14 protein-coding genes are annotated in these 17937 nt (G+C 68.6%); 3 read left to right on the top strand and 11 right to left on the bottom strand.

All coding sequences use genetic code 11. The features are described 5' to 3' along the window. From rfbC to J2S22_RS25230, 7 genes are all read right to left on the bottom strand, one after another. Nucleotides 1-500, bottom strand: a 500-nt coding sequence (rfbC, locus tag J2S22_RS25200; RefSeq protein WP_307155890.1) for a dTDP-4-dehydrorhamnose 3,5-epimerase, incomplete at its 3' end; no start/stop codon positions are given. Between the two features lie 117 nt (nt 501-617). Further along, nucleotides 618-1775, bottom strand: a complete 1158-nt coding sequence (locus J2S22_RS25205; RefSeq protein WP_272777541.1) for a hypothetical protein — start codon at nt 1773-1775, stop codon at nt 618-620. Nucleotides 1776-1874: 99 nt separating this feature from the next. Beyond that, nucleotides 1875-2720 carry a glycosyltransferase family 2 protein gene (locus J2S22_RS25210; protein WP_272777542.1) on the bottom strand — a complete coding sequence of 282 codons (846 nt, stop codon included), beginning with the start codon at nt 2718-2720 and terminating at the stop codon, nt 1875-1877. Between the two features lie 97 nt (nt 2721-2817). Then, nucleotides 2818-3951: a polysaccharide pyruvyl transferase family protein gene (locus J2S22_RS25215; protein ID WP_272777543.1), complete on the bottom strand. Its 1134-nt coding sequence runs from the start codon at nt 3949-3951 to the stop codon at nt 2818-2820. 43 nt (nt 3952-3994) lie between these two features. Beyond that, the gene (locus tag J2S22_RS25220) at nt 3995-5113 is read right to left on the bottom strand and encodes a polysaccharide pyruvyl transferase family protein (RefSeq protein WP_272777544.1); all 1119 of its coding nucleotides are present in this window, start codon (nt 5111-5113) and stop codon (nt 3995-3997) included. An 89-nt stretch (nt 5114-5202) separates the two neighbouring features. Continuing rightward, entirely contained in the window at nt 5203-6438 is a 1236-nt protein-coding gene (locus J2S22_RS25225) for a glycosyltransferase family 4 protein (protein ID WP_272777545.1), read from the bottom strand. Next, nucleotides 6435-8318, bottom strand: coding sequence for a glycosyltransferase (locus J2S22_RS25230; protein ID WP_272777546.1), 1884 nt, complete (start codon nt 8316-8318; stop codon nt 6435-6437). The genes J2S22_RS25225 and J2S22_RS25230 overlap by 4 nt, the downstream gene beginning before the upstream one ends. Before the next feature lie 385 nt (nt 8319-8703). Here J2S22_RS25230 and J2S22_RS25235 point away from each other — a divergent pair, with 385 nt between their 5' ends. The 3 genes from J2S22_RS25235 to J2S22_RS25245 all read left to right on the top strand — a co-directional run bounded on the left by J2S22_RS25235 (nt 8704) and on the right by J2S22_RS25245 (nt 11133). Then, nucleotides 8704-9366 (top strand): class I SAM-dependent methyltransferase, encoded by a 663-nt coding sequence (locus J2S22_RS25235; RefSeq protein ID WP_336417754.1) that lies wholly within the window; start codon nt 8704-8706, stop codon nt 9364-9366. A 79-nt stretch (nt 9367-9445) separates the two neighbouring features. After that, nucleotides 9446-10231, top strand: a complete 786-nt coding sequence (locus J2S22_RS25240) for a SapC family protein (RefSeq protein WP_272777548.1) — start codon at nt 9446-9448, stop codon at nt 10229-10231. After that, a complete protein-coding gene (locus J2S22_RS25245; protein ID WP_272777549.1) occupies nt 10228-11133 on the top strand; it encodes a SapC family protein in 906 nt (301 codons plus the stop codon). Before J2S22_RS25240 ends, J2S22_RS25245 begins: the two co-directional genes overlap by 4 nt. On the opposite strand, the gene J2S22_RS25250 is transcribed toward J2S22_RS25245, so the two are convergent. The 4 genes from J2S22_RS25250 to J2S22_RS25265 form a co-directional block, all read right to left on the bottom strand. After that, nucleotides 11089-12414: an HlyD family type I secretion periplasmic adaptor subunit gene (locus J2S22_RS25250; protein ID WP_272777550.1), complete on the bottom strand. Its 1326-nt coding sequence runs from the start codon at nt 12412-12414 to the stop codon at nt 11089-11091. The genes J2S22_RS25245 and J2S22_RS25250 overlap by 45 nt on opposite strands. A 1-nt stretch (nt 12415) precedes the next feature. Next, nucleotides 12416-14155, bottom strand: a complete 1740-nt coding sequence (locus J2S22_RS25255) for a type I secretion system permease/ATPase (protein WP_272777551.1) — start codon at nt 14153-14155, stop codon at nt 12416-12418. Nucleotides 14156-14430: 275 nt separating this feature from the next. Next, nucleotides 14431-15927, bottom strand: coding sequence for a calcium-binding protein (locus J2S22_RS25260; RefSeq protein ID WP_272777552.1), 1497 nt, complete (start codon nt 15925-15927; stop codon nt 14431-14433). 563 nt (nt 15928-16490) lie between these two features. Beyond that, nucleotides 16491-17786: a glycosyltransferase family 4 protein gene (locus J2S22_RS25265; protein ID WP_272777553.1), complete on the bottom strand. Its 1296-nt coding sequence runs from the start codon at nt 17784-17786 to the stop codon at nt 16491-16493. Between the last annotated feature and the right edge of the window lie 151 nt (nt 17787-17937).

The raw sequence follows: 17937 nt of genomic DNA on the forward strand, positions 1-17937 counted from the left end.
TCCTTGTCGGACAGGCTGACGAGATCGCGCGCCACCGGCCACGGAATCCCGATGTCCGGATCGTCGAAGGCGATCCCGCCCTCGCACTCCGGCGCATAGAAGTCCGTCACCTTGTAGGCGACCTCGACATCGTCATCGAGCGTGCAGAAGCCGTGTGCGAAGCCGACCGGCACCCACAGCTGCCCGCCCGTCTCGGCCGTCAGCTCCGCCGCGACGAACCGCCCGAAGGTCGGCGAGCCGCGCCGGATGTCGACGGCGACGTCGTAGATGCGCCCCCGCACCGCCCGCACCAGCTTGCCCTGGGCGTGCGGCGGCACCTGGAAATGCAGCCCCCGCACCGTCCCCCGCTTCGCCGAATACGACTGGTTGTCCTGCACGAACCCCGCCGCGATCCCCTCCTGATCCAGCAGCCGACGCGCGTTGAACGTCTCGCAGAACCACCCGCGCGAATCCGAGAACCGGCGCGGGACGATCAGGCGGGGAAGCGAGGTGGAGGACAAAGCGACTTTCACTCCCGAAGGAAGGCGGATCGATCGAACTTTACCATCCGGCCGATGTTATACAAGCGACCTGATGTTATACTCGTGACCGAGCGCCGGACCGAGACGACGCCGGAGCTACGGCACCGACGCCTCGAGTCTCACCGGCACATACTGAAGGTCGCGGTTCATGGTGCCCCGGCCGTTCCTGAGGTGTCCTACAGTGAACAGCAGAACGGCGGTATCGCCGTCGATGGTGTCGAAGTTCGCGGACGTGCTGTCCGGATCGATCAGTGACGGATAGTACCAGTACTGGTCCGGGCGCTCCTCGCGTGGCTTGATCGGCGCCCGCATGATGCGAGCGACCTTGGACCACGCCTTCAGATCTGGCGAGGTCGAGGCATAGAAGCCGGCCACCGGCCGATCGTCGCCGGCAAGCTGAAAGCGGCCGGCCAGCACTGCGATCCAGACGCCGTGCTTGGCACTGTAGGCGAGCGACCGCGCCTCGAAACCGAGATGGGGAAGCTTCACGCACCTCCTGGCATCCTCGTCCGACTTGACGTCGACGTCGAAGCCGGTGAGGCTCAGCGCGCGCCAGCCCCCCGCATCCATCGGGTCCGACGTCCTGAACAGGCAGTTCCCCGACGCCGCCTGATCCGAGCCCTGCATGTACACTATCGTGTAGAACGCGTCGTCCTTCCTGACGATGTTCGTCGTGGTGAAGGCTCCGTAGCGGCGATCCGCTCCTTCGGGATATCGGTCCGAGAGACTGACGACCACACGGTCCTTCGGAGCGAAAAGATCGAAGCTCCGCCCCATGTCGGACGACCGCGCGGCGAGGATCTTGTTGAGCCAGCACTTGCCGATGCGCCCGGCCGGATCGCAGCCGGCCTGCCTGGACTCGATCGCGAGATCCTGGCTGACCAGCGCCGCGACGTTCTTCCCGTCATAGGTGTAGGTCGCCTGGATCCACAGCTTGCCGGTCCCGGCTGGATAGTCGGTCCCGCGCAGGAGCGTTTCGCAGGACGGCCGCAGTGACGCGAAATCACTGCCGATGAGCGCCCAGTTGGTGCGGTGGGTGGCGATCAGGACGATCTCGCCGTCCGCGCGTCGGAACGCCCGCGCCGGCGAGTCCGGAATCTGCTCGTCATCGCAGCGTTGACGGTTCCATTCGTAGAGCACTTGCTGGTCGCCGGCGACCGTCAGCGACACGGCGGGACCGTCGGAGGCGTGCCCCGGATGGACGGAGCCCGCGACCGCCACGACCAAGAGGATCGGGAATAGTCGTTTGCGCATGTCACCTCCTCGGTCTTCCTCGCCGAACACGTCGGCCCCAGGACGTCGACCGCCCCGCTCGCGGCCGCTGTCTCTCTCCGCGCCCGCAGGTGCGCGCCGTCAGACGATATCCGTCGGAATCCAGTCGGGCAGCGCGAAGACGGCCCGTGGCCGGACGTTCTGCGGAATCCTGTAGTAGTCGTTCTGGAGGGTAATGCCCGCGACGATCTTGGCGATCTCGGGTCCGAAGAGGAAGTCCTCGGACTCCCGGAACGGGCAGTCGTCGAGTTCGATGAAACGCTTGAGGACGGCCCGGTACTCCGCCGTGGTGTGGCCGGAAGACGCCGCATTCTTCCAGACGATTCCGCGCGTCGTGCGAAGCCGGAGCAGACACTGGCCGACATCGACCCACCGGTTGTGGATCAGATAAAGCCCACCGAAGCTCGGCTGCGCGGTGCTGCCGTGAAATCCGCCGGTCCAGCGCACCGCCCGCCGCACCGCCGAGGTCTTGCACATCGGCGAGACGAACTGAACATGCCGCCGCTGCGCGAGTATCGGGACCGACAGATCGAGTGGCGCGTCCGTCGTGAGCTTGTGGATCAGATTGAGGCCGATCGCCGTGTAGGCCTCCCTCTCGTCCGCGGTGAAAAAGGCCAGCAGGTTCTCGAAGCGCCGCGGGTCGGCGATCAGCAGCTCGTCGGAATCCGTGTAGATCACCAGATCGTAGTATCGGAACAGATTTCTGGCGAGGTCGGAAACGAAGTTCGCACGCTTGCCGTCGTCGAACGGAACCCGAGGCAGCTTCATCACCGAAACGTCGCCGGCGACGGCGGCGACCGAGCCGTCGTCGCTGCCGTCGTCGACGACGAGGAGGTCGACGCCCGGGATCTGCTTGCGGTAATGCCGGATCCAGATCGGCAGATTGAACGACTCGTTGTAGACTTGCGTGATCGCACAGATCTTCATGCGAACGCTCCTCGCCCCTTCACCTCACCGATCCGACGCCGGCGGATCCCCGAGCGGCGGCAGGACGCAGCGTCCCGACCGTCCGGACCGGCCGCCATCAGGCCGGCCGGCGTACGAACGACTCGAGATGCGACGACGGCTTCAGCCCGAGCTCCGCGAACAGCGCCCTGTAACGCGCCGCTATCTCGGCCCGATTCACTTCGAACGCCACGGGGTCGAACTTGGTCGCCGCGAACATCCGCTTGATGTCGTAGCGATGCTCGATCATCTGCGACGGCTCGAGCCCGGGAAGCTTGAGCTTCGCCGCGAGCTCGCGGGTGCGCGTGTCGTGCGTGACGCACAGCGACGGGATCCCGGACTGGAAAGCCATCATGGTGCCGTGGATGCGCGTGTTGATCGAGCAGGAGAACCGCTTCATGTAGACCTGCCAGGACGGCACGCTGCTGGGCACGTGCCCGTAGTCCAGGAGGAACGCGCGCAGCTCGTCGACCGACATGCCGAGAAACGTCGCGACCTCGCCGAAATAGGCGGAGTCCTGCTCGTTCAGCGTCTCGCGGTACATGGCGGCGATCAGCTCGGGGGGACGCTGCACGATGTAGGACGAGCCGCGCTTGAGCTGGACGAGACGCACCAGCTCGCGCTCCACGCTGGTCAGGTTGCCCTTCCGGCAGGCCGCGTGGACCGCGATGCTCGTCGGCTCCAGCTCCTTCATCCTGGCCGCGACCGTCTCACCGAGCTTCCGGTCCGGATTCATCAGCACGGACGGGCAGCCCAGAACCTCGACATTGGACGCGCCCAGCGCCTTGCAGACCTTCGCCGAATACTCTCCGCGCACGCCGATGAACGGGGTCCGGGCCGACACCTCGACCAGGAACTCCTTCACGTTGTCGGCGACCGGCGGGATGACGTCGTCGCGCTCGGACTGGGCGCCGAGGCCGACGATGACCACCGGGAGGTCGAGTTCGCGGACGATCTCGGTGATCGGCGCGAGGTTGGAGTGGGTCCCGATGAAGTTCGCCGCCGGGATGACGAACGCCCTGAGCCCCTTCGGAAGCGACTTGCCGGCCGTCTTCCACGGGACGAAGGTCACCTCCTCGTCGAGCAGCCGTCGCGCCGTGTACCAGAAGGCGAGATTTCCGACGTTGCGGCCGGTCACCCGCATCAGACCGGCGGAGGTCTGGATGTCGGGATTGGTCGCCGTCCCGTCGTTCGCCGCCAGCACGCCGATCATGCGCAGACCCTCTCACGCCGGACGATGTTCATCGCGTCCACCATCACATCCTGTTCGGAATCGCGCAGCGATCGAGCAGGCCCTTGAAGCGGTCGTAGTTCGACCCGAAGTTCTTCTTGAACGGATCGAACTGTCCGGGGTCGAGCACCTTTTCGAGCGGCTGCTCGAGAATCGCCTCGGCCGAGTAGGTCGGGATCGAGAACGTCTCGGCGAGCTCGCTCGAACGCGTGTCGTAGCTGACGACCACGCCCGGAACCCGGTTGGCGAGCGCCGGCAGGACGCCGTGCACCCGGTAGCCGATGGCGAAGTCGTGCTTGCGGATCATGGTGTCGTAGTCCTCGACCCTGTCGTTGAGGAACAGCCTGCTGCGATATATGTCGGTCAGCCGCGCCTCGTTCTCCGGGGTGAACCATTCCGCCTTGCGGAGCCGCTCGGTGGCCTGCCCGATGGCGGCCTCGTCCTTGGCGAAGAACGCCTTCTCCTCGGGTTCGCCGTGGATCGTGACGGTGGTGTCGTAGGTGTCGGAGACGCGCAGCAGCAGCTCCCGCTGCATCCGGGTGAAGGCCTTGGTGTCGGCCGCGTAGTAGTGGCTGGTCTCGCGCCGCAGGCTGAAGGCGATGCGCTTGTTGTCGGCCGGCGCCTTGAGGGCGAGCTTCAGGTCGCGATCGCGGTTGCGGAACAGCGACGGGCAACCGACCACCTCGACGTTCTTGATGCCGTTGTCGGCCAGCACCTCGGCCGAGAAGGCGCCGCGGACTCCGATCGCGCGGCTCCGCTCGGCGATCAGCGACCAGATCCGCTTGCTCTCGTCGGACAGCTCGACCTTGCGGCGCGCCTCCGCCTGGGCCCCGACCCCGATCGCGTAGACCGGGATCTTCAGCTGCCCGAGCACCCACTCCGCCTTCTCCCACCGCATGTACTCGTGGATGAAGTTCGAGGCGCGCAGGATCACGTAGTCGAAGATCGCGTTGTAGCGCGCGATGTCCGCCTCGGTGGGGTTGGCGATCTTGAGGACGTCGAGGTCGGCGAAGTCGAGCAACTTGAGGATGGAGTCGTACACCATCATGTCGCCCGTGTTGAAGTAGCTGTTAATGTAATCCGAGCGGACCTGATCGTAGATCATGATCTTGTCGTGCTCGTAACGCTTACCGGCAGGAATCATCACGAGGATATTGGGCTTTCGCGCATTCATTCTCATTTCCGTCATGACCTGGGCGTTGTTTCGGACGTTAGTCGAAATGCCGGCTAGGCTCAACCGGCCCGGGCCAAACTCAGATACGCGATCGCATAATCGTCATACGATATCGGCTGCGTTATGTTGGAGGCGAGGCGCTCCCATAGGCCGCTGGTGGTGGCGGCCTCGGCCAGGGTGTCGGCGAGATCGACGGGGCTGCGCGCCTCGAAATGCAGCCCGGTCACGCCGTGCTGCACCTTCTCGGCCATGCCGCCGATGCCGGCCGCGATGACGGGCCGGCGGCAGCAGAACGCCTCCTGGATGACCATCGGCGAGTTTTCCCACCAGATGGAGGGGACCACCACCCAGCCGACCCGGCTCATCCGCTTCGGCAGCTCGTGCGGCTCGTAGGCGCCGACCCAGCGCAGCGAGCCTTCGACGATCAGGGGCGCCCGCAGCTTCTCGATCAGGTCCTGGTAGCGCTGCTCCTGCTGCTCCAGATTGGCGCCGTGGATCTCGACCTGGATGCTCCGCCGCACGTCGGTCCGCATCAGATGCAGGGCCTGCAGCAGGATGTCGACGCCCTTGAACTCGGTGATCTGGCCGAAGAAGCCGAACCGGTGCCTGAGGCTCTGCCGCTCCGAGGAGAGCGGCCGCGCGCCGAACTGCGGCTGCCCGTTCTCGATCACCACGATGTACTCCCGCGGAATGCCCCAGGCGATGTAGCGCTGCCGCAGGAACTCGGACGGCGACACGAACATGTCGGCCGCCTCGAAGTGCTTCTGGATGTAGTGCTTGCGCAGCCAGAACGACTCCGCGGTGCGCTCCGGCATGCAGCTGCTGCACTCTTCCGGGCTCTCCTTGTGGCACAGCCGGTTGCTGCGCGCCTTCACCATCTGGCCGCGGTTCAGGCAGATCGCCATGTACTCGTGCAGGGTGAGGCAGACGAAGGCGTCGGGCAGCTCGCGGCGCAGCTCGCGCAGCATTTCGAGCCCGATATGGGCGTAATGGTGCACGTAGACGACGTCGGGCTTCTTGACCTTCAGGAACCCGCGCAGCGACTCGTAGATGCCGTTCGGATAGGCGCTCCGCAGCAGGAACCAGTCGTGCATGTCCTGCCGCCACAGATACTCGTTCGGGCGCCGCATGGCGATCATCCCGTGCGACACCGAGGGCAGATCGGTCCTGGCCAGGAAGTCGACCGTCTCGACCGACGGGTTGTCCTTCAGGGAGCGGTACAGGTTGAAGGCGGCGATCTCGGCCCCGCCGACGCTGAAGTCGGGATGGCCGTGGGCGATGACGAGAACCTTCATGAGGCGCCTTCCGCGGCGAGAATGGCCGTGATCGCCGTCTTCCACCGGCGCTCGTGGCGCCACGCGTTGTAGCGGACCACGAAGTTGCGGAAGCTGTCCTGGCCGATGGCGGAGAACGACTGGCGCTCGAGGTGGACGAGGTTCACGTCCTCCACGCAGACGAGCGAGAATCCCGCCTCCCGCACCTTGAGGCAGAGATCCGAGTCCTCGAAGTCGCCGACCAGGAACCCCTCGTCGAGGCCGCCGATGCGCAGATAGTCGGCCCGCCGCATCAGGAGACACGCGCCGGTGAGGGCGGTGCGCGGCGTCGCCTTGGGGCTCGGCGGCGGCGCCTCGAGCCCCATGCCCGGATGCTTGTTGACGTGTGCGTTCAGATCGGGCTCCCACGCGAAGGCGATGCCGTCGTGCTGGACGGATCCGTTCGGGTAGAACAGCCGCGCACCGACGGCGCCGACGTCGGCCCGCGACTCGAGCACGGCCAGCATCTTGCCGAGCCAGCCCGGCTCGATCGGGATCACGTCCGAGTTCAACAGCAGGAGGTTCGGTGCTCGCGCGACCGCGATGCCGACATTGTTGGCACCGGAAAACCCGCGGTTGTCGCCGGCGGACACGAGGCGGAACGGGACGCGGTTCGCCTCGAACAGGCGGGGCGCCGCGCGCCGCACGTCCGACAGGATGCGAGGGTCGTCGACCACGTAGATCAGCTCGGCACCGTCGCGGATCTCCTCGTCCTCCGAGAAGGCGAGGAGCTGGTTGAGCATGAAGTCGAAACGCCCGAACAACGGCACCACGACGGAACAGCGCGGGTCCGCCGGGAGCCGCCCGAATTCGGACAGCTCGACGCGGTCGCGCGGGCGGCCGGCCAGCTTGGCCTGCACCAGCGCCTCGATGATCGGTCCGTCGTGCTGCTCCAGCCGCTCGAAGAAGCGGTCGGCCGGGGTCGGAAACGCGAAGGCCCAGCGCGCGAAGCTCACCGGCTCCTGCGGTGCGGCGTCCCATCGCGCCGCCGCCACCGTGCAGGCCTCGTCGCCGTCGACGGCGATCAGGCGGATCTCCTGCCCGAGCAGGATCGGCCTGCGCCAGGCGTGCATGAACCCGGCGTTGAACGTGTCGTTGCCGAACTCGTGGCCGAACGCGTCGACGATGTCCGGGCGGTGCCAGCGGATCGCCTTGTCGGCCCAGACGAAGCCGCCGGCCGAATCGGCGAGCGCGAGGCGTACGCCCGGGCAGGTGACGACCCATCCGACGACGAGACCGCCGTGGGCCGAAACACCCTTCGCCTGCTCGACGAAGCCGCGCGCCCGCGGGCTGGAGATCGGAATGACCTGGGCGGCGACGCGGGCGCAGAGACCGGACCGGTCGCCCGCCGCGGCGAGCACGAAACCCAGCCGGGCCTTGTGCTCGGCGGCGAGCCGCTCCAGTCCGGGATCGTCGGCCTGCGGCGCGCCGAGCTCGAAACGGGTCCCGCACAGCCAGAAGCTCGTGCGCTTGCCGAGGTCGATCGCCGCGAGCATGCCGCGGACCTTGTCGGCCGAGGCGGGATACGCCATCTCGAGATCGGGCCGGCGGAAGAAGGTCACGGCGCCGGCACTCGCCCGTCCGCCGCCGCGCTCGCCCGGACGCACCACCTCGGCGCCCTCGTAGCCGGCCACCCACCCGGAGACGAAGACGAGCCCGTCGATCCGCACCACGTAGTCGATCGCGAAGCCGCGGAACACCGCCGCGTCGTGGTCCAGCTCGGCATAGGGAAGATCGGTGCTGCGCAGCTCCACCACGTCCGGTCGTGACGGATGGGCCGCGACGGGAGCGACGTCGCGCGCGCCCGCCTCCTCGACCTCCCCACCGGCGGACGACGCCGGGGCCTTCTTCGGACGACTCATAGTTGTTACCATGACGGACCAGCGAGATATGTTACATGATATGCCAGCGAGCGGGATACGCCATTAGTGTGATAGATTTCACATTACCGAACATGTGCTACGAATGCCACATTCCGATGTCATGTCCGTCGCGATCCGGCGACGGCGCGGTCCGGTACGGCGCGGTCCGGCCGGACCTCTTCGGCGAGGTGCGTATCGAATGGTCGGCTCCGGCAATGGCATAGGGCGCGCCCGCGGGCCGCGCCTGCGGATCTCGCCGCGGGCCGCGGACGACGGCGCGCAGCGGACGCCCGGCGCGGACGACCGGCGCATCGGGGCCACGGCAGCCCTCGCCGCGGGCGCCGCCGATGCAGAGCCCGACGGGACGGGAGCCGACGAGCGGCGCGTGAGCGGCGCCGGGACGACGTCCCGGGACCGGGCGAGCCGGCGCGTTCTCAACGCCGGGTGCGGCATGCGCTCGGCCCGCGGCAAGCTGCACGCCCTGTTCGCTCCGGCCGGGTGGGACGAGACGCGGCTCGACATCGCGCCCGAGACGCAGCCGGACGTGATCGCCTCGATCACCGACATGAGCGCCGGCTGCGCGAGCGCGAGCTACGACGCGGTGTGGTCCTCGCACACGCTCGAGCACCTCTACGCCCATCAGGTGCCGCAGGCGCTGGCCGAGTTCCGCCGCGTCCTCAAGCCGGACGGCTTCGCCCTGATCACCTCGCCGGACATCGAGACGGTGGCGGCCCTGGTCGTAGCGCACGGCCTCGACCACGTCGTCTACACGTCGCCGGCCGGGCCGATCACGGTCTCCGACATGATCTTCGGGCACGGCCGGTCGATCACGCGGGGCAGCGTCCACATGGCCCACAACACCGGGTTCACCTGCGACCGGCTCGGCACCCTGCTGCTCGACTCCGGCTTCCCCGCCGTCCTCGTCGCGCGCGGCCGCTACGATCTGTGGGCCCTCGCCTTCATGGAGAGGGCGGACCAGGAGGCGATCCGGGCCGACCTCCGCGCCGTCGGCTTCGACCTGTTCGACGACGAGGCCGAGGCATCGTGACGTCGCGCCGATCGGATCCCCCGCCCGCATGCCCCGAGGGCCGCCGTCCGGCCCACCTGCACCCGACCGGGAGGCGACGATGAGACTCGCGGAACATCCGATCGCCCTCGACGGCGACGCCCTGAGCCGCCGCATCTTCGCCCCGGTCGCCTACCGGATCGTCCGCGACACCGCCGTGGTCCCGATCGTGATCGGCGAGGTGTTCCGACTCGCGTCCTTCTTCCCGGTCGTATGGCGGCGGCGCGAGGAAGACCTCGATCTCGTCGTCGTGCGCGCCCTGATCGACGAGGCCGGCGCGCAGCCCGCGGGCCTGCGCGGCGTGCATCCGCTGGTGCTCCAGGCCTATCCCTTCGTGCTCGCGACACGGGTGGACGACGCCTGCACCCGGCTGATCGACGACGCCGTCGCCGACGCACCGACCGACATCGGCGCGTCGGTCACGGCCGCGGACGGGCGGCCGAGCCTCGCCACCACGCTCCGCCTGCGCATGCTCGAGCTGGTCGAGCGTCAGCTCCCGCTCACCCGCGCCGTCGGCCGGGCCCTGGCGGACGCCGATCTGCTGCAGCCCTGGGATCTGACCTTCGACATCGAGGGATCGATGATCGGCATTCCGGACCTGTCGGTCGCCCGCCAGGAGGCCTTCGCCACCGGGGCCTACGGCGATATCGTCGGGCGGCACGGCGCGGCGGCGGCCGAGCTGCTCGGCTTTCATCGCATCTCGCTGTTTCGCGCCGGCGTGGTGGTGGCGGCAGCCCGCGCCCATGTCAGGGAGCGGCTCGCCCGGGTCGCCGAGATGGCGCGCCGCGCCGAGCCCGGAGCCGCTCCCGGCCCCGCCGCCGCCGTCTCCGAGCGAGTGCGGCCATGACGCTGCGATCGCTCCGCGAGGTGGCGCATCTGCGCCTGTCGCTCCCCACCGACCAGGGCTGGGTGAAGGACCACGCCGTCCTCCCGGTCGGCTACAGTGAGCTGCATCTCTGCGCCCACAGCTTTCCGGTGGTGGTCCGCTTCGTCGCCGCCCGACCGATGCTCGGGCTGCTGGTCGATGCACGCTACCTGGCCCGACCGCCGCTCGATGCCGACGGCCGCTGGCAGGCCGGCTACATGCCGATCGCCGTGCGCTGCCATCCGTTCCACCTGCGACAGGGGAGCGGCGATCCGCTCGACGAGGTGACGCTGCGCGAGGACGCCGGCGTGCTGGACCCGCAGGGCCCGGTCGAGATCGCGCGGGACGGGCGGCCGGGCCCGCAGATAGCCGCGATCCACAAGCTGCTGGTCACGCTCGCCGCCGGTCAGGCCGGATTTCCGGCCGCGCTCGACCGGCTGATGATCGCCGACCTCCTGGTGCCGCTGCGGCTTCCGGCGGCCGACGGCGAGGCGGCGCCGTCCCGCGGTGACGCGCCGCAGTTCTTCACGGTCGACCACGGCCGGTTCTCGACGCTGAAGAACGGCGCGCTCGCCGCGATGGCCCGCCACGACCTCCGCAGCATCGAGATCGCCACGGCCGCCGTCTTCTCGCAGCGGCTGTTGGCGCGCGGTGCCCTGCCCGAGCCGGACGAGACGAGCGAGCCGGCGCCCCCGCCCCTCGACCGTCAGCTCCAGCAGATGGTCGACGTCGATCGCTTTCCGCTCGCGCTCGACGACGGCCTGCTGTTCTGGCCGGAGGACATCGGCTTCGCGCGCGAGCCGGATCCCGAGGCGACGCCGGCCGGGCCGCCGCCCGGCTCAGCGCTCGCGGAGCGAGCTGGCGAGGCGGTTGACCAGCGGTGAGAGCAGGAACTGCAGAACGGTGCGCTCCTCGGTCCTGATCAGAGCGTCAACCACCATGCCGGCCGACAGCTTGTCCTCGATCTCGCGCGGGATCGAGGCGCGCTCCACCGCGACCTCGACGGCGAAGTAGGGCTGTCGCGTCACCTCGTCGACGATGCTGTCCCGCGAGATGCTGCGGACCGATCCTCCGATCGGATGGATCTGGTACTGCGTGAACTGCGGCACCCGGATCTCCACCGGCATCCCCACGACGATGCGGTCGACCTCGGTCGAGCTCACCTTGGCGCGCACCACGAGCGTGTCCGACGCCGGCACGATGTCGAGGATCGGATCGCCGGGCTTGAGAACCCCGCCGACCGTGAAGATGCGCAACTGCTGCACGGTGCCGGACACCGGTGCCTTCACCTCGACGCGCTTCGTCGCATCGCTGGCGACGACGATCTGCTGGACGAGGTCGCCGAGCGACTTGCGCACGTCCGGCAGCGCATTCGCCGCCTCCTGCCGGTACTCCTGGCGGAGCTGCTCGCGCCGCGCCTCCAGCTCGGCGATCTTCTCGCGGGCCTTGTCGTGATTGATCTTCGCCGTCTGCAGGGCCCCCCGCGTCGCCATCTCCTGCCGCTCGAGCGTGGTCACGCGCGGCAGCGCCACGAGCCCGCGCTCCAGGAGCGAGCGGAGATTCGGCAGCTCCTGGCCGATCGACTGGAGCTGGTCGCTCGCGGTCTTCTGATCGGTGATCGACTGCTCCACCTCCTTGCGGGCCTGGGCGATCAGCTTCTCGATCACCTCGGTCGCCTGCAGCAGGCTGCCGCGCCGCGCCTCGAACTGACGGCGGTTGTCCTGCATCGCGTTGGCGACGAGCGGATCGCCGCCCGCCTTGGCGACCTCGTCCGGGAACACCACCGCGTCGGCGAGGCCGCGCTGTGCGATGAGCCGGGCCTCCAGCGCCAGCGTCACGGCGAGCTGCTGGCGCAGGATCTTCTCCGCCGCACCGCTGCGGGTGGGGTCGAGTCGCAGCAGCACCTGTCCCTCCTGGACCGCGTCGCCGTCGCGGACCATGATCTCCTGCACGATCCCGCCCTCGAGGTGCTGGACCGTCTTGCGGTAGGACTCGACCGACACCATGCCGCCGGCGACCACGGCCGAATCGATCCGGGCCACGGCCGACCAGCCGCCGAGCCCGACGAAGGTGAAGACGATCACGCCGACGCCCAGCCACAGCATCGATTTCCAGTCGGACGAAGCGACCGGGGCCGGGACGTCCTCGATGCGTTCCTTGTCCATCTCAAGACCTCCGGCCGTCCAGGGCCCCTTCGATCACGGTCAGCGACGTCGGCGCCTTCAGCCGCGGGATGCGGTTGACGATCTGGTCGCGCGAGCCGAACGCCTGCACGGCGCCGCCGTTGAGCACGAGGATGTCGTCGCAGACATTCAGGATGTTGACCTTGTGGGTGATGATGACGACCGTGGTTCCGCTGGCCTGGAGCTTCTGGATCATCGACGTCAGGGCCTGCTCCCCGAACGCGTCGAGATTCGAGTTCGGCTCGTCGAGAACCACGAGGCTCGGATCGCCGTACACGGCCCGCGCGATCGCGATCCGGTTGCGCTGGCCGCCGGAGAGCACGTGCCCGCCCGGCCCGACCCGCGTGTTGTAGCCTTCCGGCAGCGCCTTCACGAGATCCTGGATGCCGGCGAGCTCCGCCGCGGCGATGATCCTCTCGATCCGCTCCGGGGTGTCGGGGTCGAAGCGCGCGATGTTGTCGGCGATGGTGCCCGGAATCAGCTCGACGTCCTGCCCGATATACCCGAGATGGCGACCGAGCTCGTCCTCGTTCCAGTGCGAGAGCTCGTGATCGCCGATCGTGAGGCTGCCCCGCGCGATCGGCCAGATGCCCACGAGCACGCGCCCGAGGCAGCTCTTGCCGGCGCCACTGACGCCGACCACGCCGAGGGTGCGGCCCTGCGCGAGCTGGAACGAGATGTCGTGCAGGATCATCCGCTCGCCGGTCGGCGCGCCGGCGGAAACGCGGGACAGGGCGAGGGTGCCGACCGGCCGCGGCAGGCTCACCTTCCTCGGACGTTCGCCCGCGTCGCGCAGCAGATCGTCCAGACGATCGAGCGAGGCGAGGAAGTTCGAGTACACCCGCCAGTTCGAGATCACGCTGTCGAGCGGCCCGATGCCGCGATTGATGATGAGGAGCGCCACCATGATCGAGGCCGGCGCCACCATGTTCTCCAGGTACAGCAACGCGCCGACGGCGTAGATGACGATCATCTGCATGACGCGGGAGAACCGCACGATGCTGGCGATCACCTCGGTGCGCCGCGCCCCGGCGGACCGCCAGCCCAGCATCTTGGAATGCAGGGCGTACCAGCGGTCGCGCAGCGCCGGCAGCATGCCGAGCGCCCTCACCGTCTCGGCGTTCCGGGCGATCGCCCCGCCGAACTCCTGCGCCTTGATCGACATCTGCTGGTATCGCCGGCTGTCGCCCTTGACGAGCACGTGATTGAGCAGCGCGAGCAGGACCATCTTGCCCATGATGACGATGGCGACCACGGCGAAGGCCCAGTGCACCAGCGCCAGCAGCACGACGTAGACCGGCATGTAGACCAGGTCGAAGATCGAGATCACCGGCGAGCCGGACAGGAAGTCCCTGACCGTGCTCAGGTCGGCGAGCGTCGAGGGAGCGGAGGCGGCGCGGGCGGCCGACTTCGGCCGATGCAGGAGCTCGAAGAACGATCGGCTGAGCCGATCGTCGATGGCCACGCCCAGACGGTCGAGGGCCTGCCGGCGGATCCAGTCGAGCACCATCATCAGGGCGATGACGGTGGTCGCCATCGCGGTCAGCACCCACAGCGTGCTCTCGCTGCGGCTGACCATCACGCGGCCGTAGACCTGCCACATGTACATCGGCCCGGCGAAGTACAGGACGGGCATGAAGAAGCTGAACAGTCCCAGCGTCGTGTAGGCCGGCAGCAGGGGGCGAAGCTCGGCGAGAGTCGGGGAGGAGAGCTTCCGCTTCATGGTTCGTCCGTGAGTTGCGCGAGCCGCGGCCGCGACGGACGCTCGTCGTCGAGGCCGCACCGCACAATAACAAATCGGCCCCGGGCTAGCATCCGAATGCGGCCGAATACGGCCGGCATATCATAACTATGTGATACCGCCGGCCCGGCGGCCGCGGGACCGCACGACCGCGGGCGGCGCAACGCGCTCCGGCCGCCCGGCCCGCGGTGTCGGGGACCCGAACGGCAAACGCCCCGGCGAAGGCCGGGGCGTTCCGTTCAGGGCGTCTCTCCGGCTCAGGAGAGCGTGCGGGTGTCGTCGGTGAAGACCAGCGTCTCGACGTCCTTGATCTCGATCGTCTGACCGTCCGTGAAGGTGAGCGTGTAGTAGCCGGTGCCGCTGTCGTAGCTGATGTCGCCGACGTCGGTCGTCGCCCGCCCCTCGAACACCACGACGTCGTTGTCGGCGCCGCCGTCGATCGTGTCGGCGCTGGTCTGGCTCTGGACCAGGAAGGTGTCGTCGCCGGCGCCGCCGACCAGCGATTCGGCGCCGCCGGTCGACTCGAGCGTGTCGTTGCCGATGCCGCCGTCGAGCGTGTCGTCGCCGCTGCCGGTGAGCCAATCGTTGCCGTCGCCGCCGTCGAGCGTCGAGGCGCCCGACGTGTAGTCGACGATGCGGTCGTCGCCGTCGCCGCCGGACAGGTACTGGTCGGCCCCGGAGCCGCCGACGATCAGGTCGTCGTCGCCGCCGCCGTAGAGCGAGTCGGCGCCGGCGCCGGCGACCAGCGTGTCGTCGCCGGCGTCGCCGTAGAGCTCGGCGCCGACGCCCGTGCTCGACCACGAGACGACGCTGTCGGCACCGTCGCCGCCGTGCAGCTCGTCGGAGCCGAAGCCGTACAGCGTGTCGCTGCCGGTGCCGCCGTCGAGCAGCTGGCCGGTGCCGGAGCCGGCGACCAACAGGTCGTTGTCGTCGCCGCCGTAGAGCGAGTCGGCGCCGGCGCCGCCGATCAGGGTGTCGTCGCCGGCCTCGCCGTCGAGCAGGGCCGAGTCGAGCGTGTCGCTACCGGACACCAGGCTGTCGTTGCCGGTGCCGCCGAAGAGGGTATCGGAGCCGGCGCCGTAGATGGTGTCGCTGCCCTCGCCGCCGTCGAGCGTCGAGCCGCCGGAGGTCCCCCAGTCGGCGAGGAAGTCGTCGCCGCCGTCGCCCGACAGGAGCTGGCTGCCGCTGCCGGCCACCAGCACGTCGTTGTCGTCGCCGCCATACAGGCTGTCGGCTCCCGCGCCGCCGACGAGCAGGTCGCTGCCCGCGTCACCGTCGAGGATCGCGCCGTCGACGCTGCTGACCGACACCAGCGTGTCGGCCCCCTCGCCGCCCGAGACCGAGTCGCCGCTCCCGACAACGACGTAGTCGTCGCCCGAGCCGGCCAGCACGGTCGAGGCCGCCGCGTCGTAGAGGCTCAGCGAGTCGTTGCCGACGCCGCCCGCCAGCAGGACGCTCCGCTCGGTGTCGGTACCGACCACCGTGATGTTGGTGCCGGCGGCGTTGTCGCCGATCACCACCGAGAGGTTGGGCGCCGTGTCGGTGTCGACGACCGCGGACGTGCCGGTGAAGTCGAGCGCCTCGGTCTCGGTGTCGATCGTGTCGACCGTGTCGGTCTCCTCGATCCAGGCGTTGGTGCCCGCGTTGCCGTACAGGGTGTCGAGAATGGCCTGCTGGACGGCGGGATCGAGATTGCCGCCGTTCCCGCTCAACTGGGCTTCGAGTTCGGCCTGGGTCAGATACGAAGCTGCCATGTCGTGTCGCCCCTCTTCAAAGATGATCGACCCGGCTGCGCCCGTAACGTCGGGCACCGCATCGCGCACTGCGCGCCGCCTGGGCCGCCGCTTCGGAGTTATGTTAATCCGACGTTATCCAAAGCGTCAACATGATATTTAATGAATCGATAGTCTAATGCCGACGAGATGCTTCTCATTTTCGTCATAAACGCACGATCGCCGGCGGCCTCCATGACCTTCGTCTCGGACATCCAGTGTTATGTCACGGTATTCGAGCCCGGATACGAGCCGATCGTCCGCGCCGCCGAACGTCGATAGCCGACGTCTCCGCATCGGCTGCATGTTTTTCTCGCGTCCATTGCGTTCGATCGTCGCCGAGATCGTGCCCGCCGGAGATTTCGCACCTGCGAAATCTCCGGGTCTGCATGATAATCACTTCGGCTCTTCGTACGTCGTTTCACGAACGGAGGCGCGCGGTCCGCTCGCGCATCGCGTCGCATGCGGGCCACACCGGGCCGGAATTCGGAATTCGGGACGACGGGACCGGACGCAGCGCCCGCGGGACGCCGATCACGCCCGGATCAGTCCGCCGATTCGGCGAAGGTCACACGCCGGCTGCGCGCGCGGCTGGGACGCGCCGCCCCGTGGGCGCCGGCGGTCTCTCCGGCCTCGCCGGCGAGCAGCGCCAGCGTCCGCGGCACGCAGATGCGTTCCGAGTCGTAGAGCTCGACCACGTGTCGCCGGGCCTCGGCCCGCATCGCCTCGAACCGCTCGGGATGCGCCAGGGCCTCGATCACGGCGGCGGCGAGCTGCTCGGCGTCGAAGAACGGCACGAGGCGGCCATTGCGGCCGTCGATCAGCTCGCGCACCGGTTCGGTGTCCGAGGCGATCACCAGGCCGCCGGCACTCATCGCCTCGAGCAGCGACCACGACAAGACGAACGGATAGGTCCAGTAGACGTGGGCGGAGGAGACCTGGAGCGCCGCGACGAAGGACCTGTACGGCACCCGGCCGACGAAGTGGACGCGGCGACGGTCGACCGCCCGCCCCACCTCCTCCAGCATCGTCTGCTTCCAGGTCTTCCCCTCCGGCGCCCGTACGCCGTAGCCCGGATCGTCGCCGCCGATGATCACCACCTCGGCCGCCGGCCGCGCCGCGAGGATCGCCGGCAGGGCCCGCATGAACACGTGAAATCCGCGCAGCGGCTCGAGGTTGCGCGACACGAAGGTGACCACCTCGTCGCCCTGGCCGAGATGGCGGCCGGACGGCAGCCGGAAGCGGGCGCTCCGGTCGGGCCTGATCTCGTCGGTGTCGACGCCCTCGTGTACGACGCGGATCTTGTCGTGGAACTGGGCCGGATAGGTCGAGCGCTGCCATTCCGTCGGCGACAGGCCGATGTCGCAGTCGGCGAGCGCCAGCAGGGTCGCCGCGTTCTTCAGATGCAGGCCGACCTGCCCGTCGAGGCCGGGTGCCGGAAACTCCGGGTCGAAGCCGACGTCCCGATTGGTCGCCGCGTAGTAGAACTCGCAATAGGCGACGATGCGGGCCGCCGGGAACATCGCCCGCAGGGGCAGCGTCTCCCCCCAGCCCGGATGCGCCACGATCACGTCGGGGACGAAGCCCGAGGTCTGCAGGCTGGTGAGGGCGTAGAGCACCTCCTCGGCGCGCCGGCATTCGAGATCGAAGCGGCGGGCGAACGGATGCGTGGCGGACGTGTCCATGTCGGCGACGCCGTATTTCAGCAGCCGCACGCCGGGAATGCCGCGCGCCGTGCGGGTGGCGACTGCGGCGACGGCGTTGCCCGGATCGCGCACCAGGGCGCGGGCGACATGCTTGAACTGCGCCGGGAAATTGTTGTGGACGAACAGCACGTTCATCGCGGGGGACGGCGCCTCGCATCTAAATCTGTTGTGGAGTCCGGACGAACACGGCACGATGTGTTACATATCACTTCGCTGATGAGAACCACCACGTCGGACTTCGTCACGTTGATGTCGTCGCATCATATCATGACGACGCGTTCCGGAT

Source organism: Rhodoplanes tepidamans (genome assembly GCF_030813915.1).
Lineage (GTDB): Bacteria > Pseudomonadota > Alphaproteobacteria > Rhizobiales > Xanthobacteraceae > Rhodoplanes > Rhodoplanes tepidamans.